The sequence below is a fragment of the Corynebacterium sp. 21KM1197 genome, from assembly GCF_033783015.1.
Lineage (GTDB): Bacteria > Actinomycetota > Actinomycetes > Mycobacteriales > Mycobacteriaceae > Corynebacterium.
Map to the genome: position 1 here is coordinate 47066 of NZ_CP123907.1, position 19648 is coordinate 66713.

The 19648-nt window shown below is 64.8% G+C and carries 20 protein-coding genes; 11 read left to right on the forward strand and 9 right to left on the reverse strand.

Features of this window, described 5'->3' with window-relative positions; all coding sequences use genetic code 11:
• Positions 1–43: 43 nt before the first annotated feature.
• The 7 genes from OLW90_RS00235 (at position 44) to OLW90_RS00260 (ending at position 6952) form a co-directional block, all read left to right on the forward strand.
• Positions 44–817 carry an enoyl-CoA hydratase gene (locus OLW90_RS00235; protein WP_319650289.1) on the forward strand — a complete coding sequence of 258 codons (774 nt, stop codon included), beginning with the start codon at positions 44–46 and terminating at the stop codon, positions 815–817.
• Between the two features lie 85 nt (positions 818–902).
• Positions 903–2495: an AbgT family transporter gene (locus OLW90_RS00240; protein WP_319650290.1), complete on the forward strand. Its 1593-nt coding sequence runs from the start codon at positions 903–905 to the stop codon at positions 2493–2495.
• 58 nt (positions 2496–2553) lie between these two features.
• On the forward strand, positions 2554–3882 hold the full coding sequence (locus OLW90_RS00245) for an ATP-binding protein (RefSeq protein WP_319650291.1): 1329 nt from the start codon (positions 2554–2556) through the stop codon (positions 3880–3882).
• A gap of 6 nt (positions 3883–3888) precedes the next feature.
• Entirely contained in the window at positions 3889–4488 is a 600-nt protein-coding gene (locus OLW90_RS00250) for an RloB family protein (RefSeq protein ID WP_319650292.1), read from the forward strand.
• Between the two features lie 50 nt (positions 4489–4538).
• A complete protein-coding gene (locus tag OLW90_RS00255) occupies positions 4539–5867 on the forward strand; it encodes a M20 family metallopeptidase (RefSeq protein WP_319650293.1) in 1329 nt (442 codons plus the stop codon).
• 7 nt (positions 5868–5874) lie between these two features.
• Positions 5875–6123 carry a hypothetical protein gene (locus tag OLW90_RS11615; RefSeq protein ID WP_413464517.1) on the forward strand — a complete coding sequence of 83 codons (249 nt, stop codon included), beginning with the start codon at positions 5875–5877 and terminating at the stop codon, positions 6121–6123.
• 82 nt (positions 6124–6205) lie between these two features.
• On the forward strand, positions 6206–6952 hold the full coding sequence (locus OLW90_RS00260; protein WP_319650294.1) for an MBL fold metallo-hydrolase: 747 nt from the start codon (positions 6206–6208) through the stop codon (positions 6950–6952).
• Here the strand turns inward: OLW90_RS00260 and OLW90_RS00265 are convergent.
• The 6 genes from OLW90_RS00265 to OLW90_RS00290 all read right to left on the reverse strand — a co-directional run bounded on the left by OLW90_RS00265 (position 6926) and on the right by OLW90_RS00290 (position 12672).
• Complete coding sequence (locus OLW90_RS00265) at positions 6926–7504, reverse strand: DNA-3-methyladenine glycosylase (protein WP_319650295.1); 579 nt, start codon at positions 7502–7504, stop codon at positions 6926–6928. The genes OLW90_RS00260 and OLW90_RS00265 overlap by 27 nt on opposite strands.
• A gap of 78 nt (positions 7505–7582) precedes the next feature.
• Positions 7583–7975 (reverse strand): phage holin family protein, encoded by a 393-nt coding sequence (locus tag OLW90_RS00270; protein ID WP_319650296.1) that lies wholly within the window; start codon positions 7973–7975, stop codon positions 7583–7585.
• Positions 7972–8514, reverse strand: a complete 543-nt coding sequence (locus tag OLW90_RS00275; protein ID WP_319650297.1) for an N-acetyltransferase — start codon at positions 8512–8514, stop codon at positions 7972–7974. The genes OLW90_RS00270 and OLW90_RS00275 overlap by 4 nt, the downstream gene beginning before the upstream one ends.
• 108 nt (positions 8515–8622) lie before the next feature.
• The gene (locus OLW90_RS00280; RefSeq protein ID WP_319650299.1) at positions 8623–9933 is read right to left on the reverse strand and encodes a dicarboxylate/amino acid:cation symporter; all 1311 of its coding nucleotides are present in this window, start codon (positions 9931–9933) and stop codon (positions 8623–8625) included.
• Positions 9934–10120: 187 nt separating this feature from the next.
• Positions 10121–11227, reverse strand: coding sequence for an ROK family transcriptional regulator (locus OLW90_RS00285; RefSeq protein WP_319650300.1), 1107 nt, complete (start codon positions 11225–11227; stop codon positions 10121–10123).
• An 80-nt stretch (positions 11228–11307) separates the two neighbouring features.
• On the reverse strand, positions 11308–12672 hold the full coding sequence (locus OLW90_RS00290; protein WP_319650302.1) for a CitMHS family transporter: 1365 nt from the start codon (positions 12670–12672) through the stop codon (positions 11308–11310).
• A gap of 190 nt (positions 12673–12862) precedes the next feature.
• Between OLW90_RS00290 and OLW90_RS00295 the strand changes: the two genes are divergently transcribed.
• The 3 genes from OLW90_RS00295 (at position 12863) to OLW90_RS00305 (ending at position 15740) form a co-directional block, all read left to right on the forward strand.
• The gene (locus tag OLW90_RS00295; protein WP_319650303.1) at positions 12863–13549 is read left to right on the forward strand and encodes a C39 family peptidase; all 687 of its coding nucleotides are present in this window, start codon (positions 12863–12865) and stop codon (positions 13547–13549) included.
• Positions 13550–13705: 156 nt separating this feature from the next.
• Positions 13706–15391 carry a DUF885 domain-containing protein gene (locus OLW90_RS00300; protein ID WP_319650304.1) on the forward strand — a complete coding sequence of 562 codons (1686 nt, stop codon included), beginning with the start codon at positions 13706–13708 and terminating at the stop codon, positions 15389–15391.
• A 91-nt stretch (positions 15392–15482) separates the two neighbouring features.
• On the forward strand, positions 15483–15740 hold the full coding sequence (locus OLW90_RS00305) for a hypothetical protein (RefSeq protein ID WP_319650305.1): 258 nt from the start codon (positions 15483–15485) through the stop codon (positions 15738–15740).
• Positions 15741–15758: 18 nt separating this feature from the next.
• Here the strand turns inward: OLW90_RS00305 and OLW90_RS00310 are convergent, their stop codons facing one another.
• From OLW90_RS00310 to OLW90_RS00320, 3 genes are all read right to left on the reverse strand, one after another.
• Entirely contained in the window at positions 15759–16664 is a 906-nt protein-coding gene (locus OLW90_RS00310) for an NgoMIV family type II restriction endonuclease (RefSeq protein WP_319650306.1), read from the reverse strand.
• Between the two features lie 2 nt (positions 16665–16666).
• Positions 16667–17587 carry a DNA (cytosine-5-)-methyltransferase gene (locus OLW90_RS00315; protein WP_319650307.1) on the reverse strand — a complete coding sequence of 307 codons (921 nt, stop codon included), beginning with the start codon at positions 17585–17587 and terminating at the stop codon, positions 16667–16669.
• A gap of 151 nt (positions 17588–17738) precedes the next feature.
• Positions 17739–18821, reverse strand: a complete 1083-nt coding sequence (locus tag OLW90_RS00320; RefSeq protein ID WP_319650308.1) for an AbrB family transcriptional regulator — start codon at positions 18819–18821, stop codon at positions 17739–17741.
• 25 nt (positions 18822–18846) lie between these two features.
• Here OLW90_RS00320 and OLW90_RS00325 point away from each other — a divergent pair, with 25 nt between their 5' ends.
• The gene (locus tag OLW90_RS00325) at positions 18847–19641 is read left to right on the forward strand and encodes a TSUP family transporter (RefSeq protein ID WP_319650309.1); all 795 of its coding nucleotides are present in this window, start codon (positions 18847–18849) and stop codon (positions 19639–19641) included.
• Positions 19642–19648: the final 7 nt, after the last annotated feature.

The following is a 19648-nucleotide window of genomic DNA, read 5'->3' on the forward strand; positions in this document are numbered from 1 at the left end:
CGCCACCCCTACCCCCGTACACTGGCCGGGGAAGGAGGAAAATATGACTCAGCACACCATCATCGAGGAAATCCACGGGCGCGTAGCGCTCATCACCCTCAACCGCCCCAAGGCCCTCAACGCCCTGAACAATGAACTCATGGGGGAGGTGACCGAGGCGATCACTCGCCTGGATCAGAACCCGGAGATCGGGGCCATCGTGATCACCGGTTCCGCCAAGGCCTTTGCCGCCGGTGCGGATATTAAGGAAATGGCGGACAAGGGCGCCACGGAGATGTACAACGCCGATTGGTTTGGCGGTTGGGACGCCCTGACCAGGGCCCGCACCCCGATCATCGCGGCGGTGTCCGGCTATGCGTTGGGGGGTGGCTGCGAGTTGGCCATGATGTGTGACTTCATCATCGCGGGGGAGAGCGCTCGTTTTGGCCAGCCGGAGATCAACCTGGGGATCTTGCCGGGCATGGGTGGTTCCCAGCGTCTGACCCGCGCCGTTGGAAAGGCCAAGGCGATGGAGATGTGCCTGACGGGGCGCATGATGGACGCGCAGGAGGCGGAGCGCTCCGGCCTGGTGGCCCGCGTGGTGGCGGACGAGGATCTGCTGGAGCAGGCCCTGGAGACAGCTCACACCATTGCTGGGAAGTCCAAGGTGGCGGCCACGATGGTCAAGGAGGCCATTAACACGGCTTTTGAATCGAATCTTTCTCAGGGGCTGCTCTTTGAGCGTCGTCTGGTGCACTCCGTGTTTGCCTCGGAGGATCAGAAGGAGGGCATGGCGGCGTTCGTCGATAAGCGAAAGCCAGAGTTCAAGGGAGCTTAAGCGCGCCTTGCCGGGTCTTGCTGTGTATGGTGTACCACATCGCATGCGCGATGGTGAAGCAAACACGTAACCGGAAGGCCCCTTTATGTCCACGGAGACTACGGCAGAACCGCGCAGCACCCTGGGGAAATGGGGTGATCGCTTCCTTGGCACCATTGAGGCGGTGGGCAATAAACTGCCCACGCCCTTCCTGCTCTTTTTGATTCTTTTCTTTATTACCGCCGTGGCGTCCTCGCTCATGGCGTGGTCGGGGGCCTCCGTGCAGGTGCCGGGCTCGGGGGAAACTCTGAGCATTAAGGGCCTGTTCACCGGCGAGGGGCTGGTGTGGTTCACGGAGAATATCGGGGAGAACTACATCGGTTTCCCGCCGCTGGTGACGGTGCTACCGATCATGCTCGCGGTGGGAATCGCGGAGCGCTCGGGTATGCTCGCCGCGCTGATTCGCAAACTCTTTGGCTCCGCGAACAAGACGGTGCTGCCCTATGCGGTGGGCGTGACCGGCGTGACCGCCTCCGTGATGGCCGACGCCGCTTTCGTGGTGGTGCCACCACTGGCCGCGATGGTGTTCAAGGCGGCCGGTAGGCATCCCGTGGCGGGCCTCCTCGGGGGTTTTGCTGCCGTGGGCGCCGGGTACTCGACCTCGCTGGTGCCTAGCAGCCTGGACGCGCTCTTTGCCGGAATCACCAACGCCGTGATGGAGGGGCTGCCGGGGCTGGGTGCCCAGGAGGTCAATCCGGTATCAAACTATTACTTCAACATTGCGTCCGCGATCCTGCTGGGCCTCATCGCGGGATTCCTCATCGACCGGGTGCTGGAACCGCGCATGACGCGCCAGCAGGTGCCCACCGAGCAGCAGGCTATCGACGAGGACGATACCCAGGCGGCAGGGCAGGAGGACCTTTCGGCGGAGTTGGAGCCCAAGGAATGGCTGGCGCTGAAGGTCTCCCTGTGGGCCACCCTGCTGGCCACTGCCTTGGTGCTGGTGGCGGTGCTCCTGCCGGGTTCCCCGTGGCGCAACGAGGAGGGCGGTTTCCTGCCGCAGTCTCCGCTGCTGAACTCCATTGTGTTCCTGGTGATGGTGTTCTTCCTCGTCATGGGCATTACTTATGGCGTGGTAGTGGGCTCGATTCACAGCGTGGATGACGCCGTGGCCATGATGACGGAATCCCTCAAGGGAATGCTGGAGTTCCTGGTGCTGGCTTTTATCCTGGGGCAGTTTGTGGCGCTCTTTAACTGGACGGGCATTGGCACCTGGACTGCCGTGAAGGGTGCGGCGGGCCTGGAGGCCGTGGGTCTCACGGGTTTTGCCGCCGTGCTGGCTTTCATTATTTTGGCGAGCTGCCTGAACCTGTTGATCATCTCCGGTTCCGCGATGTGGACGCTCATGGCGGCGGTGTTTGTGCCCATGTTCGCGCTGTTGGGTTACGAGCCCGGCTTTGTGCAGGCGGCGTTCCGCGTGGGCGATTCCGCCACGCAGATCATTACTCCGCTGAATCCGTACATGATTGTGATCCTGGGTATGCTGCGCCGCTACGAGCCCCAGGCCGGGTTGGGCACGCTGATGTCCCGCATGTTCGTGTTCGTCATTCCCTTTGGTCTGACCTGGGTGCTGCTGCTGGCGCTGTGGTTCTATGCGGATCTGCCCCTGGGGCCGGGGGCGGAGATTTTCCTTGGTTGATGGGAGATAATGGGATAAAAAATCCCTATTTCACTTAACTTGGCCTATTATAGGGGCTATGTTGCTGAGTTTTGCGCTGACCAACTTCCGTTCCTTTGCCGCGCGAGCAGTGTTGGATATGCAGAAGCGAGGCTTTCAGAGGAACCTGCCCAAGGGGGAAGGGTGGATGGAGGTGACGGAGCGGTTGGCGGGTCTGTATGGCCCCAATGCCTCGGGAAAAACCACCGTGGTGGGGGCGTTGGGCGCTTTGAGCAATGCGGTGCGGCACTCCATCACTACGCCGGGGGTGGGGAGTTTTTTGCGTACACCGCATATGTTTCACGTGAAACGCCCCACGGAGTTTGAGGTGGAGTACGTTGCGCAGGAGCGTCGTTACCTGTGGACACTCGTTCTGGATGATCTGGGGGTGTCCGAGGAACGATTGGAAACGGTAGCGGGTACGGGGCATTGGCGCATGCTCTTTCATCGGACGGGAGATGCGGTGCGCTTTGGTAAGGAGATCGGGATACCGCGCGCGGGGCAAGAGATCATTGGTCAGTTCCTGAGGCCCTGGTCATTAGTGCTGAGTGCGTGGGAAATGGTGAAGGAAAAGGGGCCACATGAGGGGGCCGTACGCTGGTGGTGGGAAAAGCTCCAGATATTTGGTTCACCCGGAAATCCAAGGCTGCCGGGAGAACGGGATGGGCAACTTCTCACTATGCTTAGCAACTCTGAGTGGACGGGTATGAGTGAAGCGGTTTTGCGTGCGGCCGATGTGGGGCTGACTGGCGTGGAGATACGGGAGGAAGAAATCCTGCCGCAGTTGAAAGAAATCCTTGAGCAGAGTGGTGTTATGGGGGCAGAGGAGGGCCAGCGCACCAAGGGGATGTTCTCTGGGGAAGAGACGGCAGAGATGATGAAAATGCTGGATTTTACCCATGAGGGGAATGGACGCTCCTTTACCCTGCGTGAGGGCGATGAATCGGAGGGAACGCGCACGTGGCTAAACCTGGCAATGCAGGGAGTTAAGGCTCTGGTGGAGGGAAACGTACTAGTGGTGGATGAGGTGGACGCTAGCCTGCATCCCACGCTGGTGCGGTTTTTCCTTTCCCTCTTTGAGCGGGAGAGCACTAACCCTGATGGTGCTCAATTGATATATACCGCTCATGATGTGGCGAGTTTGGGTAATGCGGTGGGAGAGCGTCTGCCGGTATCCGCTGTGTGGTTGGTGGATAAGATTGAGGCGGAATCGGAGTTGATAAGCCTGGACGAGTTTTCCATTAGGGGAAGCAATAATGTGGAAAAGAAGTATTTGGAGGGGGAATTTGGGGCGTTACCGAGCATGGGTACGGATATTGACCGGGCTATCGAGGAGATTCGTTATGCTCGTAAGAAAAAGAAGGGGTAGGGGATCATGGGGCGCGATTCGCGGAGGCGCAGGCAGCGTGAGGGAAGAGCCCAAAAGGGCGTTAAAACGCTAATTTTTTGTCAAGGAACACGGACGGAGCCTGATTACCTCAATGCGCTCAAAAGGCTAGAACGGTGGCCGCATATGAGGGTATCGGCTGAGGCGCTCGATCCGGTGAAGGCAGTGGAAACAGCGGTGGTCAAGGCACGTAGAGAGGACTTTCGTGAGATCTATGTGCTGGTAGACGTGGATGATACTTCGCGGTCAGAGTTGGATCGAGCGGCCGCGCTATGCCGGAAATGCACGAACAAAAAATTAACTTTTAATCTGGTGGTATCGCACGAAAGCTTTGATTGCTGGCTCTATGCGCATGTGAGTAAGGGGAGGGTGCCTGATCAGAGCAGGGAGTGGTTTCAACGGAAGCTGCGGGAGGGTGGCCATCTGGTGGGGCCCACTGGCAAGGCACTGAGTGGAGGATTTCCGGTGCAGAGATGGCAGCAGGCCACGGATAATATCATCGAGCTGGCCTTTGGCGAGGTGGGAATCAATCCTGCCAGCGCGATGGGGCTTATGCTGAGGCACCTTGCCACACCAACAGGCCACTAATGCGGGAAACATATACCCTGGGGTGAGCACCGGCACACGAAAGGACTCCCATGCTCCCCCAACCCTCCACTGCTTACCTTGACGCGATGAGGGAGGGGATAGAGCGCCGGGCCGCCGCAGCCCGAGCAAAGGTGCAGCGGCTGAAAGAGGGGGAATCCTATCCCGGTCAGCAGCAAGCCTGGCGACACATCACCCAGGTCGGGGAGGCGCTGCGCGGTGACCTGCGAAATCTGGCCTTTGACCTGCATGATCACCCTGAGGAGGCCTTTGAGGAGCACTACGCGGCGGCGACCATCGCGGGCCTGCTGCGTGCTCGTGGGCACGAGGTAGAGGTGGGCGTGGGTGGCCTGGATACCGCGCTGCGTGCGGAGATTGCCTCGCCGGGTTTTGATCCGCGGTGCGATCCCACGGTGGCGATCCTCGCGGAGTATGACGCCCTGCCCGGTATCGGGCATGGTTGCGGGCATAATATCATCGCGGCCTCGGGTGTGGGGGCATTTTTGGCGGCGTCGCAAAGCATAAGTGCGGTGCGCGGGCGGATCGTGCTGCTGGGCACCCCCGCCGAGGAGGGGCACACGGGAAAGGAGTACCTGATTCGCGGCGGTGCCTTCGCTGGCGTGGATGCGGCGATGATGGTGCACCCCTTCTCCTTTGACCTCGCGGAGCACGCTTGGGTGGGGCGGCGCACCCTCACCGCCACCTTTCACGGCGTGGCTGCGCATGCCTCCTCGGAGCCCTTCATGGGGCGCAACGCACTCGACGCCGCCACCCTCGCCTACCAGGGATTTGGCCTGCTGCGTCAGCAAATGCCGCCCTCGGATCGCCTGCACGCCATCATTACCGAGGGCGGTCAGCGTCCCTCCGTGATCCCGGACACCGCCACCATGACCATCTACGTGCGCTCGCTCATGGCGCAGACTCTCAGCGACCTCTCCCAGCGTATCGACGCCGTGCTCGACGGCGCCGCGCTCATGGCCGGGGTGGAGGTGAGCAAGGAATGGGACGAGCACCCCGCCAGCCTCCCGGTGCGCAACAACCACGTGCTTTCCGCGCGCTGGGCCGCTACCCAGGCGGAACGCGGTCGCCGCGCGCTGCCCGGCGGCGTGGTGCCCGATACCCTCGCGGCCTCCACGGACTTTGGCAACGTCTCTCATCTGCTGCCCGGGATTCACCCGATGGTCAAGATTGCCCCGCAGGGGGTGGCGCTGCACACCCGGGCGTTTGCGGAATACGCGCGCTCCGAGGCAGCGGTGGATACCGCCGTGGATTCCGCGATTGGTCTGGCGCAGGTGGCCCTGGATACGCTTGGCGATCCTGATCTCCTGCGAGCCGCGCGCGAGGAGTTTGAGGAGGCTGGGGGTGCGCTGCGGGTGGAGTGATGTGTCGATGGGATCGACATGTTGGGGGGATGTGTCGAAATTGTGGGGAAAAATCGACACGTCAGGCGTTGGTGAGGCCACAACGCCCATTGATAGTCGGGGTGCTCAAACGGGCCTAGCACAGCGCCAGACGGCCTCCGCTTGGTTAGGTAGCGTCGCAGAATTGGGTCTGCTAGATGAGGCGAAGGTGGGCCGGGAGAAGATCTTTATTAATCGCCTGGCTATGGAGGCGCTGACGGGAGATTCTGAAGTATAATTTGCTCCCGTATAAGTTAAAGCTTCACCCACATAAAAGAAAGAAATAACAAATGAAAATACACCACCTAAATTGCGGAAGCATGAATGCGCCCGGTGCCCCGTTGGTGTGCCATATTCTTCTCATCGAAAGCGCGGATAGGCTCATACTCGTGGACACCGGCTTTGGCCTGGCGGACATTGCGCACCCGTGGCGGCGCATCGGGGCCTATCACAAGGTGTTGCGCCCCGTGCTGGCGGAGGAGCAAACCGCCGTGCGGCAGATGGAAAAACTCGGCTTCAACCCCAGGGACGTTCGAGATATTGTGCTCACGCACGGCGACTCCGATCACGCGGGTGGCCTCAGCGACTTTCCCTGGGCCACGGTGCACGTGAGTACCACGGAGGAATATGCCATTACCCAGCGTCCCACCTGGTTTGAGCGGCAGCGGTATAACAAGCACCAATGGGCCCATCGCCCCCGCATCGTGGGCCATGCGCCCAAGGGGGAAGAGTGGCGCGGTTTTACGGGGCTGACGCCACTTGATGATCTCGCCCCCGGCCTCTTTTTCATCCCCATGCCGGGGCATAGCCGCGGCCACTCCGCGGTGGGAATCAGCGATGGTTCCCGCGAGGTTCTGCACGCCGGTGATTCCTTTTATCAGCGCGATACCCTCATCGGGGGCGAGGGCGTGCCGCTATTCCTGAAACTCCAGGAGGCGGCGTTTGCGCAGGATCGCGCCGCCCTGTGGGAGAATCAACGGCGGCTCAGAACCCTCGTGGACGATCCCTCGGTTCTGCTGATCAATTCCCACGATCCCGAGTTACTTCGCACCGCGCTTGCGGGGTGAGGCACCCCGCCGCGCGCTCACCGTCCTATCCCCCGGAATCCAGAACCGCAGGGGAGCCTCCGCGTTCTTGGATATGCCAATGCGCGGCCCGCGCACCCACTCCGGCTCGCTATCTCGCGGGCGCAGCACAAAATCGGGCCCGGTGATCGGCGCGCCGTTATCTTCAAGGTCTAGGCCCAGCGCCGAGCCGAGGTTGCCGGGTCCCTGGGCGAGGCGGTGGAAGGGGACGTCGCCGCGGCGTCGCCAAGCAATCTCCTCGCCGTCGATTACCTCGCCGGCGCGCAGCAGGCAACCCTGGCCGATTCCCTCCGGGGCGCACACGATATTGCCCGCGCGGTGGATCCCGTAGGAGAGGTAGACGTACATGCGGCCGCCGGGGCCGAACATCGCCTGGTTGCGGGGCGTTTTCCCCCGATAGGTGTGCGCGGCGGCGTCCTCGGCACCCAGGTAGGCCTCCACCTCGGTGAGCCGCACGGTCACGCCCGCGTGGGTGAGCAGGCAACCGAGCAGTTGGGGTGCCACTACGTCGGCCGGGGCGGAGAAATCAATCACGGTGGCACCCCTTAGCGTTGCTGCTGTTCGACGCCGCCGCACCGGCCAGCCACTCAGCCCTCACCACCGACCGCCTCATCACCGCACCCGCAGCGCCCCGGTGAGCGGCCCGAGCAGCCAGTTCACCAGCCCCATCACCAGGGCGCCCCAGAAGGCCGCGCGGAAACTGTCCACGGTGAGCCCCAGGCCCAGCGCCTCGGAGAGGGAACCGGCAAAGAGGAACACGCCGGCGTTGATGATGAGGGCAAAGAACCCCAGGCTGAGAATGGTCAGCGGCAGGCCGATGAGCCGCAGCACCGGGCGCACCGTCATGTTGAGCGCCACGATGAGGGCGGCGGAGCCGAGGAAGGCGATCAGGCGATCCTCCTGTGTCGCGCCGTAGATGGACACCCCGGCGATGAGTTGGGTGACCGCCCACAGGGCCACCGCCGTGCCCGCCGCGCGGACGAGGAAGTTCCATAGTCCGCTCATGCCTCCTCCCTTCCCGAGCCTTTCCCCGAGTCCCGGTCGGAGAGGGGTTCCACCTCGCCCTGGGGAATGGGGGAGCCGTCCAGGGAGAGGCCCAGTACCTCCACCTGCGCCCCGGCCTTGCGCTCTAGGCCCAGGCGGAGATCGGGGGCGGGCTGGAACCCAAACTTGTGGTAAAAGTCCGCGTTGCCCAGCGCGGCCACCCCGCCGGTGTGCGCGGCGCGGAGGGTTTCCAGGGCGCGGGAGAGCAGGGCGGTGCCGATTCCGCCGTGGCGCGCCTCCGGCTCGATGGCGAGGGGGCCGAGCACACACCAGCCGCTGGTGCCGTCGCTACAGCGCACGCGGGTGGCCCCGAGGAATCCCACGATGTCCATATCCGCGATCGCCACCAGGGAGAGGGAAAGTTGATCTGCGTCGCGCAGCCTTTCCACCAGCTCCTGCTCGTTATGCCAGGAGTGGTAGTCATCGGCAAAGGCGCGGGTGATGAGGGAACGAATGGCGGTGATGTCCGCTTCCGTTTCCCGGCGGATGGTCAATTCCATGTGCACATCCTACGAAAGAGCATAGGAGCACGCTTATCGACGCCCCGCAGAGCACACCGGAAGATCACCGGAAGAATCCCGGCCACGCCCCAAGCCAGGGCCACGCCACTAGGCCGAGGCGTTGGCCCGCCACGGCTCCTCGTTGAGGATTCCCGCGCGCTTGGACACCACGGCCGCCACGAGGGCCTGGCCGGTGACATTCACGGCGGTGCGGCCCATGTCAATGATCGGCTCGATGGCCAGCAGCAGGCCCACGCCCGCCAGGGGCAGTCCCAGCGTGGAGAGCGTGAGGGTGAGCATCACCGTGGCCCCGGTGGTGCCGGCGGTGGCCGCCGAGCCGATCACGGAGACGAAGATGATGAGCAGGTAGTGCGTGAGGTCGAGCTGAATACCGTAGAACTGCGCCACAAAGATCGCGGCCACGGCCGGGTACACGGCGGCGCAGCCGTCCATCTTGGTGGTGGCACCCAGGGGAATGGCAAAGGAGGCGTATTCGCGCGGCACGCCCAGGGCCTCCTCGGAGACGCGCTGAGTGACGGGCATGACGCCCATCGAGGAGCGGGTGACAAAGCCGAGGGAGGTCACCGGCCACACGCGGCGGTAGAAGCCCACCACGGGCAGCCCCGCAAAGCGCAGCACCACCGGGTACACCACGCCGAGCACCAGGGCCAGGCCCACGTAGATGGCGATGACGAACTTGCCCAGGGAGCCCAGGGCGTCCCAGCCGTAACTGGCCACGGCGTTACCGATGAGCGCGGCGGTGCCGATGGGCGCGAGGCGAATGATCCACCACAGCACCTCCTGGATCACCTTGAGGAAGGACTCGGTGAAGCCCAGGAAGGGCTCGGCGGCCTTGCCCGCGCGCACGGCGGCCACGCCGATGGCCAGGGAGATCACCAGGATTTGCAGCACGTTGAAGCTGAGCGAAATATCCCCAGAGTCCCCGGAAGCGGAAAGCCCCAGGAAGTTCACCGGCACGATGGATTGCAGGAAGCCCAGCCAACTTCCGGTGCGGGAGGGATCGGCGGCGGTGGCGGGGTCGATGGAGGTTCCCTCGCCGGGCTTGAGCACCAGGGCCACCAGGATTCCCACCAGCACGGAGAAGAAGGCCGTGATGGCAAACCACACCAGGGTGGATACCGCCAGCCGGGCGGCGTTGGTGACCTTGCGCAGGTTGGCCACCGAGGTGACCACGGCGGCGAACACCAGCGGCGGGATCAGTAGTTTGAGCAGTTGCACGTAGGTGGAGCCGATGGCGTCCAGGGTGGTGGTGAGCCAGTTACCCTCGGCCATCGCGCGGGCCGCGAAGCCCAGCACCAGGCCCAGGATCAGACCCACCACCACCTGCACGCCAAAGTTGGTCATCCAGGAGGGCAGCCGCCGGGTGGGGGCGGCTGCGGGGGATTGGGTGGAAGTCATGCGCTACCTTTTCATTACCTGTATTGCCATCGTCGTACCCTTGGCTCAACGCGGCGCCCCGGATTTTATGCCCGCAGGCGGGGTGATTGTGAGCGGCATGACAAGGCGGTATGCCCGTCATGCACTAATCGGTCTATCAGAGGGTAACGGGCGCGGCCTGACGGGCGCAAAAGGGAGCGCAGGGGCTTTAAGAGGAGGGCTGAAGGCTCAGGCGCAGCGGATCGCGCAGCACCAGATCCAGGGCCGCCGCCCGCGTGATCGCGTGAATGATCTCCGCGTGGGAGGGGATCATGCGCAACTCCACGCTGCGGTTCAGGCACTCGAAGCGCCCCAGCGCCTCGCGCACCGAAGCCCCAAAGATGCGGGGGGCCTCCGGGTCTGCGGTAAAGGCGCTGCCCGCGATCACCAGGCGGTGCGGCCCGTGGCGGCGCACCAGTTCCACGGCGAGTTGCGCCAGCCCCCGCGCGCGGGCGGTGAGCAGCGGGCGGGCGGCGGGGTGGGCCACGGCGTCGGCAAGCGTGGGGGCCTCCACGCCGAGGTCGCGCACCTCGCGCAGCAGGTCGCTGGTGGTCAGGGGCGCGCCGGGGGCGCTGAGTGGGGTGATTCCCTCCGGGGCTTCCAGGGCGGCGCTGAGGGAATCATCGGCAAAGAGGGCCAGGGCGGGCAGGGGCGTGGGGGCCTCGGGCGCGTTGAAGCGCTCGGCGGCGAGGATGGCGGGCGCGATCCCGGAGACGGTGGCCGGTACCTGGAAGTAATAGCGCAGGTCGGCGGCGATGTCGGTGCCGTTCCACCCGAGGTTGGGAGCCTCCACCACGCCCTCCGGGCTGACCTCCCCGGAGACGGTCACGCCCACGCTGACCAGTCGCCGCGTCATGGGGGTGAGGATGCGGTGCAGGGCCGCGATGATGTGCTCCAGGAAGTCGTATTGGCTTACCGACGCCGCCGAGGCCGCCACCGTGGTGCGCCGCAGCAACTGTCCGCGCAGGTCGTAGAGCCCCAGTGCCGTCTCCGAGGTACCCACGGCGATCCCGGCGAACATGGTGTCCTCCGGGTTGATTTCCAGGGGAATGGTGGGGCGACCGCGTTGCCCGATCTCCGCGAGGTCGGGGCGGCGGGTGATGTAGCCGGCGTCGAGAAGCGCCGACACCGCGCGGGTCACCGTGGATTGGGAAAATCCCGTGGCCTGGATCAGATCCAGGCGGGTGGACACCGCAGTCTGGCGCATGGCCTGCAAGCACTGTGCCGCGGGGGTGAGCGGACGGGCAAAGGCGGAGGAAATGCTGCGGTGTGGCATGGTCACATAGTAGGCATGATGAACCGCATAGTCTAGTCGCCCCGGAGGCTGCCCAGACAAAGCGGTCTGGGCTGCGGTTTTTAGGCCAACAGGCCCGTCAGGAGCGCGATGGTGACCATCGTGATGGACAGGCCCCAGGCGAGCGGGAAGCCCAGCCGGAGGTACCGGCCCATGTCCGCCCGGGCCAGGCCGATGGCCAGCCACAGGGCGGGGGAGAAGGGGGAGACGAAGGTGCCGATGACGTTGCCGATGATCAGCGCCGAGGCCGCGCCCACGGCGGATACGCCGAAGCTGCCCGCCGTTTCCTGCACGATGGGCAGCACGGAGAAGTAATAGGCATCCGTGGAGGTGGCCATGTCCAGCGGCACGCCCAGGTACCCCACGATCACGTGCACCCACGGGCCCACCGCCGCGGGCAGCACGGCGAGCAGGGAGAGCGCGATCTGCTCCAGCATGCCCGCCCCGCCGAGCACGCCCAGGAACATCGCCGCCGCGATGATCACCGAGGCCATCGCCAGGGCGGAGGGGGCGTGGCGCTTCATGGCGTCCGTTTGCTCCGAGGGGGAATCGAAGTTCAGCGGCAGAATAATAGTGGTGGCGATGAGGAACGCCGGGCCCGGCTCCAGCCACCCGGACACCAGCACCACCAGCAGCGCCACGGAGATGATCGCCGTGGCGATCCGCGCCCACCGCGCCTCGCGGACGTGATACCCCTGCTTGGCGCGCTCGGCCTGCTGCCGCTCCACGAACTCCTGCGCAATGGCGTGCACGTCCACCTCGCCGCGCCCCACGAACTCCGAGGACTCGCGCAGCCGCGCTATGCGACGCCGCTCCGACAGCCCCAACAGCAGCGCGATGACGAACACCAGTGCCAGGGCCACGCCCTGCATGGGCAGCAGGTGGTGCCAGATCTCCGTGGGGGCCAGCTCAATCACCGAGGAGGTGCGGCCCACCGGCCCCGCCCAGGGCACCATGTTCATCACGCTGGCCGCCAGGGCCACGATGGTCAGCAGCACGTAGCGGCTCATGTGCATGGCCTGATACAGGGGCAGCAGGGCCGGAATGGTGAGCAGGAAGGTGGTGGCCCCCGCGCCGTCGAGATGCGCCACCGTGCCGATGGCCGCCGTGCCCAGGGTGACCAGCACGACGTTGCCGCGCGTGGCCCTAATCAGGGCGGTGACCACGGGATTAAACAGGCCGATGTCCTGGAGAATGCCAAAGTAAATGATGGCAAAGATGAACATCACCACAACGTTCATCACGGAGTCCAGGCCGGTGCCAAAGAACTCCCCGATCTCCCCAAGGCTGTACCCCATGAGCAGGGCGCCGGCGGCGGGAACCAACGTCATGGCCACCACGGGGCTGGTCTTGCCCCGGATGAGCAGGCCCACGGTGAGGGCGATGATGGCCAAACCGGCGAGGGTGAGGCCCAGGGGTGAGTGCATGAGCGGCCTTTCTATGAGGGCTTTGCAGCGGGACGCGCGCCGCCGCGCGGAGCGGCTGCCTGTGAGGCAGTGCACTTTAGATTAAAGGGAGGCGCGGCCCACGGCGGAATTACTGCCCTTGACCCCGGGTGATGGCTTACCTAGGGTGGGGGCCGGACACTAAGGCGCACTAACTAAAAAAGCGAGGATTATGTTTACTCACCTAAAGCGCACGCTCACCACGGGAGCGCTCGTCGCCTCCCTGGCCACCGGCACCCTCGCCGGGGCGGCCCACGCGGAGCCTGCCGGGCTCGACCGGGGCGTGGATAGCGCCGCAGCGCAGAGCGCCTACGACTACCAGGCCAGCAAGTACAAGTTCAAGTACATCAAGCAGGACCAGGGCCAGGAAACGCAGTGGGTGGATTGCGGCCCCACCAGCATTCTGATGGCCCTGCTGGATAACGGCGGCGAGGTCCCCGCCAGCTACAACGAGAAGGATCAGTCTGCGGCGATCCTGGAACTGCGCGCCGAGGCCCCCAGCGGCGGCGAGGAGGGCACCAACTTCTTCTACGACTCCGACGTGTCCACCATCCTGAAGAACCGTGGCGTGTCCGGCACCGTGCTGGGCACCGGCAAGGCGATCACTGCCCTGGACGGGCTCAAGCAGGGCCAGAAGGCCGTGGTGCTCACCCAGACGGACATGCTGCGCGATGGCAAGACCGATCCCGGCTTTGGGCACTTCGTGTACGTCTCTGGCTACAACCCCAGCACCGGCACGTACACCGTGAACGATCCGCTGAACAACGATGAGCGCTCCTACGAGGCCACCGAGGACGAGATGCGCACCATGCTGACCAGCCCGGCCAAGGGCAACCAGGAATGGGTTTACCTGATCTAAGCGCCTTTTTATGAGGGGCGGGCACCGGCGAGGGTTCGGTGCCCGCTCTTGTGTTTTCTTGCCCTGTTCTGCACTTTCCATCGAAAGATGGAACGCGCTGATGAGCCTGTGGTGTCGCTGGCCCCGCTCGGAGAAATGTGGTTAAGATAGCGGGCTATGAGTTCAGCGGAATCCGTACACCCTGCGGTACCCCAACCTGCGCGTGAGCCCTCGCTTCTCGACGCCTCCTGCGAGGCCTTCGTCAGCGATATGGCCGCGCTGTCTCCCACCGACGCCACACACCTCGGCGTCGAGGGCCATGACGGCGAACTCCAGGACTTCTCACCGGAATACTGGTCCGCCGTTGCCGAGCGCACCCGCGAGATGGTCATGGACGTGGTGGCCTTCGACGAGGGCACCGACGAGTGCGACGACGAGGACGACTTCGACGCCGTTGATTACGTCACCGCCGCCGCCCTGCGCAACCGCCTGGGCGTGGTGCTGGACAAGCACCACCACAACGAGGATCTGCGCCTGCTCAATAACATCGACTCCCCGGTGCAGACGATCCGCGATGTCTTTTTGATCATGCCCACCGAGACCCCGGAGCAGATTGATAACGTGCGTTCGCGCCTGTCCAAGGTGCCCGCCGCGCTCCAGGGCTACCGCGAGTCCCTGGCCATGGCCTCGGCCTCCGGCAAGGCCGCGCCGCTGCGCCAGATCGACGCCGTGATGAGCCAGTGCGAGTCCTTGGCCGATTCCGGCTCTATTCTGGAAAACCTAGGCGTGGACTCCGAATCCACCGAGGTGGAGGAGGCCAAGCGCGCCTTCGCGGAGATGGCGGACTGGCTGGGCGAACAACTGGTGCCCGCCGCCGCCCCCTGCGACGCCGTGGGCCGCGAGCGCTACGAACTCTTCTCCTACGAGTTCCTGGGCGACGAGGTGGACCTGGACGAGGCCTACTGCTGGGGCTGGGAGCGCCTGTGCGAGATCGTCTCCGAGCAAAAGGCCATCGCGGCTAAGCTCTACGGCGAGGACACCAGCGTGCGCCAGGCCGTTCACCAGCTGAACAAGGACGAGCGCTACCTCATCACCGGCACCGAGAACCTGCGCGCCTGGATGCAGGAGACCGCCGACGGCGCGATCCGCGACCTCGCGGGCACCCACTTTGATATTCCCGAGCAACTGCGCCGCGTGGACGCCCGGATCGACCCCGCCGGAACCGGCGGAATCTTCTACACCCCGCCCAGCGATGACTTCTCCCGCCCCGGCCAGATGTGGTGGTCCGTGCCCAGGGGGCAGGAGACCTTCCACACCTGGCAGGAACTCACCACCGTGTTCCACGAGGGTGTGCCCGGCCACCACCTCCAGTGCGGCACCGCGCTGCTCCAGGGAGACGCCCTGAACCTCTGGCGGCGCTCCGCCTGCTGGATCTCCGGACACGGCGAGGGCTGGGCCCTCTACGCCGAACAACTCATGGCCGACCTCGGCTACGCGGACGACCTGGGCTACCGCATGGGGCTTCTCGACGCCCAGCGCCTCCGCGCCGCCCGCGTGGTGCTGGACATCGGCCTGCACCTAGGCAAGAAGGTGCCCGAGGGCAACGGAATCTGGGACGCCTCCTACGCCAAGGCCTTCCTGCGGGATAACACCGCGATGGACGAGGCCAACCTGGCCTTTGAACTGGATCGGTACCTGGGCTGGCCGGGACAGGCCCCCTCCTATGCCCTGGGCCAGCGCATGTGGGAGAACACCCGCGACGAGGCCCTGGCCGCCGGTATGAGCCTGCGGGAGTTCCACTCCAAGGCCCTGGCGCTGGGCTCGATTCCCATGTCCGTGCTGCGGGACGAGGTGCTGGGGTAGGTTCGGTTCCCCGGGCTGACTGTGGACGAGGGGGAGGATGTGACTCGGATCATCTTCCCCTTTGCCTTGGGGGCCGCTATTTTCTGAGGGTATGACTGCCGCTGATACCCCTCGGGTTTCCCTGCCACCCCTGGCGAGGTGGGGGCTGGCGATCTTTGTTCTCGCCGCCGTGTCCTTTGCGCTATCCCTGCTGGCCTCGGGAATGGACTACCGCGCTCAGGAGCAGGCTGGAATCATGCCGGGGCCCACGCCGGAGTGGATTATGTATTGGCATTATGCCTCCTGGGCGGCTGGCCTGGTGGGTGCGGTGCTCCTGGTCATGGGGATTATTCGGAGGGGCAGTCGCTGATTCCCCTTTTGCGCCGTTTTACACCGCGAGGTCGATGATCATGTCTGCGATGTCTCTGAGGCGATCGCCGTGGATGAGCGTTTCCAACATTTCCTTAGCGTCATCGGTTCCTTTCTCTTCCACCGCCGCGATGAGTTCGGGGAGAAAGGCGTGATACACCATGTCTACGTCTCCGGTGCCCAGGGCCAGCGAGGCGATCCTGGACAGCGATGGCTCGGCGGTGACGGCGGCGATATGGGGTGCGCGGCCTTTGCGATTGCGGATGAGGTTGAGGGCCTCCGACCTGGTGTGCTGGGAGCGGTCGGATCGCATGGTCCATTTGCAGGAGAGCACTGCGTGAACATGCTTGGTGTGGGCGCTGCTGCTGGAATTGGCCAGCCGCAGCGGAGACAGGAGCCCTGATTGTGAATCCACCACGTTTTCTGCCTCGTTGATCTTATCGTCGGGCACGGAATCGCGGAGGATCATAATATCGGGGCTGATCACGTAGGAGTTCCCCAGCACGGATTCCAGCTCGCGGTTGATGGCGATGGCTCGGGCCAGATCATCGAGGTGCCGGTAGGGGTGGTACTGGGCGATGTGATCGGTGGAGCGCTTTGCGCCCACGTTTTCCACTGTCCAGGTGCCGGGTCGAATCGCCGCCATGCGCGGAAAGGTGCTTTGAACAAAGTGCGTGACCGCAGATTCAAATTGCCCTCCGGCAGTTTGCCCTGGGCCTTTGTCCAGTTCGGGGGCGTTGAGTTGCCGCGCGATGTGGAGGGCGAGGGCGCGGGAAGAGGCCTGCGATATATCCGCGTTGGAGGCCACCCATTCCCTGCGCTTTGTTTTCTTATCCACCACGCGATGGGATACGGAGAGTACTCCCAGAACGGTCAGTTCTTTGTGAAACGCCTGCCGGGCGGCGGTGAGGATAGCGGTGTTCATGCTTAGCCCCCTATGAGGGATAGGGGGCGTGCCGGTGTGGCGGGCTCCGTCTCCTCGGGGAGCGGCTTCTTGGCTAGGGCGGAAGCGATGCGCTTGCCCAGGGCCTCCGCGACCGGCGGTGGGAAGGCGTTTCCCACCTGCCGCCATTGAGCCGTTTTTGTTCCTTGCCAATTCCAGTTTGCGGGGAAACCCTGGATAACCCCGCCCATTTGCACGGTGAGGCGGGGCATGTCTATGGCGGGGTCGGTAGGGAAGTCCGGCCCCGGTGCCTCCTCCGCGATGGAGGTGCCCTTCACTCCCATTGCCTTCCACGCGGCCTTCGCCCGCGTGGGGCCCACGTCCGGCCCGCCGTGCTTCTTGGAACCACCGACGAGGGTGGGGGCCACCTTATCCGCTCGGCGCGCCCATTCCTCGGCCCCGGCCCAGCCACGGGAGGCCATGAGATCATGGAGCGCTTTCCCCACCGTGAGGTGCTGGCGCTGCGGCTCGGGAAAGGAAAAGTATGGGGCGTACTCGTGTCGGAGCGCGATGAGGATAAAGCGGGGGCGCAGTTGAGGAACGCGGTAGTCGGCGGCCTGGATATGGTTCCAGAAAACGGTGTAATTCTTGTCCTCCAACTGCTCAATAATGGAGGAGCGGTAGGCGTCGAATCGCTTTTGGCCCAGGCCCTTGACGTTTTCCAGGAGCACGGCGCGGGGTTGAATCTCCTCGATTAACTCTATGGCGCGGGGGAAGAGATCACGCTCATCATCGGCCCCAAGCTGTTTTCCCGCTATGGAAAAGGGCGGGCAGGGTACGCCACCGGCAAAGAGATCCACGCCCTGGTACGGCTGCCCATCAAAATCGTGTACGTCCTGGTGTATGACGTTCCAGTCCGGGCGGTTCTTGCGGAGGGTCTCCACGGCCCAGTCATCAATCTCCACGGCGGCGCGGTGGAGGAAACCGGCACGGTCGAGGCCCAGGGCCTGCCCCCCCGGCCCCGGCGCAGATTTCCACGCTGGTCAGCTGCTTGCTCATGGAGATGTAGGTTACCAGGCGGGCGTGGCACGCCTGCCGGTAGTTAGAATATATGTTCTAACCCCGCCGCCTATCCCAGGCCCGCAGTATCCGTGGCAGATAACCGGCCAGGATAAACACGGCGATCAGCCGGATCATCTGCATGGCCACCACCACGGCCCCCGCCCCGCCCTCGTGGGAGATGGCCAGCACGGTTTCCAGGGCACCGGGCGTGGTGGCCAGATACCCCTCAAACTCGCTCACCCCCAGCCATCGGGCGAGCACCCACCCGGCCCCCGCGCACAGCGCCATGAGGCCCAGAATGAAGCCCACCGTGGTGGGGAGTTGTCGAGCAAAGAGCCTCAGGGCGGGTACGGAAAGCCCGCCGCCGCAGATCCAGCCGATAGAGAGAAAAGCCATGATGGCAAAAACGGGTGGCGGCTCCAGGCTCCAGCCGTCGGGAAGCAAAAGCCCACCCGCCACGGTGAGCAGCAGTGGCCCCAGCACCCCGGAGGCCGGGAGGCGCAGCCACTTTCCCACCTTGTCCCCGCCCAGGGCGATGGCGAGGATCAGCAGCATGGAGCCGAGATGGAACGCGCCCATACCGGCGCTGTCCGCTGCGCCGGAAGTGGCGTCGGCAGCGGGCGGGGTGAGCAGGTGGGCGATGGGAGGCAGCGTCACCGAGACCACCAGCAGGCGCAGGTACTGGGTGAGCGCCACGAAGCGATAATCCGCGCCCACCTCCTGCGCCATGAGCGGCATGGTGGAGGCCCCACCGGGCAGCATGGCCAGCACGGCCGTCTCCCGGCTCACCTCCTTTTGGGCGCGAGCCAGCGCCAGGGCCACGGCCAGGGAACACCCCACGGTGAGCACGGAAAAGAGCAGCCCCGGGAGGAGGAAGGAGGCCAAAATGGTGGGAGCCACACCCACCAGTGGCAGGCCCGCCATGATGCCGATGACGCCGCGCCCAAAGCGGTAGTAGTGCGTGTTCACATGCAGTTCCCTCCCCCGGCACAGCGCCACGGTTCCCGATACCGCGATGGCCGCTACGATCCAGGCCGCCGGGACGCTCCAGCGGCTCAGCAGCGCCCCGAGCGCCACGGAAAGCGGAATCACCAGCGCCCAGGCACCGGCCGTGCTGCGATCGGGGAGGCTCACCATGCCCCCACCCTATAGAGTGATCCGCATGACAGTAGAACTCAGCGTGGGCACCTGGGCGCTCCTGACGGGCGGGGCGGCGCTCGCGGGCTGGATCGACGCCCTGGTGGGCGGGGGCGGGTTGATCCTCATTCCGCTGTTGCTCACGGGCGCGCCGCAAATCCCCTACGCCACCGTGCTGGCCAGCAATAAGCTGGCCTCGGTGAGCGGGACGGCGTCGGCAGCCGTCACCCTGGTGCGCCGGGTGCGCCCGCCGGGCAGGGGGCTGTGGTTCGCGGTGCCGCTGGCGGCGGTGTGCGCGGCGGCGGGCGCGCTGCTGGCCACGGGGATTGATAGCGCGGTGATGCGGCCGGTGACCATCGTGCTGCTGGTGAGCGTGGGGATCTTCGTGGCGCTGCGCCCGAACTTTGGCGCGCAAGCCAGCCCGCGCCCCTGGCGAGGGTGGCGCGCGGTGGCGGTACTGCTCGTGGTGGGAGTGATCGCGGCCTACGACGGCTTCTTTGGCCCCGGCACCGGCATGTTCCTCATCATGGCCTTTACCGCGCTGCTGGGGCAGAACTTTGTCACCTCCGCCGCGATGTCCAAGGTGATTAACACCGCCACGAACTTCGGCGCGCTATGCGTATTCCTAGCGGGAGGGCACGTGTGGTGGACCCTGGGCTTGGTGCTGGCGGCGGCGAATATCTGCGGCGCGCAACTGGGCGCGCGCACCGTGCTCGGCGGCGGCACGCGGCTGGTGCGGTACGCGCTGCTGGCCCTGGTGGTGGTGATGAGCGCATACCTGGGATACCAGCAGTTCCTTGGCAGCCAGGCGGCAGGATAGCGCCCTA

Coding starts and splice junctions, on each gene's coding strand:
- OLW90_RS00235 (WP_319650289.1), top strand. CDS start 44: ATGACTCAGCACACCATCATCGAGGAAATCCACGGGCGCGTAGCGCTC.
- OLW90_RS00240 (WP_319650290.1), top strand. CDS start 903: ATGTCCACGGAGACTACGGCAGAACCGCGCAGCACCCTGGGGAAATGG.
- OLW90_RS00245 (WP_319650291.1), top strand. CDS start 2,554: ATGTTGCTGAGTTTTGCGCTGACCAACTTCCGTTCCTTTGCCGCGCGA.
- OLW90_RS00250 (WP_319650292.1), top strand. CDS start 3,889: ATGGGGCGCGATTCGCGGAGGCGCAGGCAGCGTGAGGGAAGAGCCCAA.
- OLW90_RS00255 (WP_319650293.1), top strand. CDS start 4,539: ATGCTCCCCCAACCCTCCACTGCTTACCTTGACGCGATGAGGGAGGGG.
- OLW90_RS11615 (WP_413464517.1), top strand. CDS start 5,875: ATGGGATCGACATGTTGGGGGGATGTGTCGAAATTGTGGGGAAAAATC.
- OLW90_RS00260 (WP_319650294.1), top strand. CDS start 6,206: ATGAATGCGCCCGGTGCCCCGTTGGTGTGCCATATTCTTCTCATCGAA.
- OLW90_RS00270 (WP_319650296.1), bottom strand. CDS start 7,975: ATGAGCGGACTATGGAACTTCCTCGTCCGCGCGGCGGGCACGGCGGTG.
- OLW90_RS00275 (WP_319650297.1), bottom strand. CDS start 8,514: ATGGAATTGACCATCCGCCGGGAAACGGAAGCGGACATCACCGCCATT.
- OLW90_RS00280 (WP_319650299.1), bottom strand. CDS start 9,933: ATGACTTCCACCCAATCCCCCGCAGCCGCCCCCACCCGGCGGCTGCCC.
- OLW90_RS00285 (WP_319650300.1), bottom strand. CDS start 11,227: ATGCCACACCGCAGCATTTCCTCCGCCTTTGCCCGTCCGCTCACCCCC.
- OLW90_RS00290 (WP_319650302.1), bottom strand. CDS start 12,672: ATGCACTCACCCCTGGGCCTCACCCTCGCCGGTTTGGCCATCATCGCC.
- OLW90_RS00295 (WP_319650303.1), top strand. CDS start 12,863: ATGTTTACTCACCTAAAGCGCACGCTCACCACGGGAGCGCTCGTCGCC.
- OLW90_RS00300 (WP_319650304.1), top strand. CDS start 13,706: ATGAGTTCAGCGGAATCCGTACACCCTGCGGTACCCCAACCTGCGCGT.
- OLW90_RS00305 (WP_319650305.1), top strand. CDS start 15,483: ATGACTGCCGCTGATACCCCTCGGGTTTCCCTGCCACCCCTGGCGAGG.
- OLW90_RS00310 (WP_319650306.1), bottom strand. CDS start 16,664: ATGAACACCGCTATCCTCACCGCCGCCCGGCAGGCGTTTCACAAAGAA.
- OLW90_RS00320 (WP_319650308.1), bottom strand. CDS start 18,821: ATGGTGAGCCTCCCCGATCGCAGCACGGCCGGTGCCTGGGCGCTGGTG.
- OLW90_RS00325 (WP_319650309.1), top strand. CDS start 18,847: ATGACAGTAGAACTCAGCGTGGGCACCTGGGCGCTCCTGACGGGCGGG.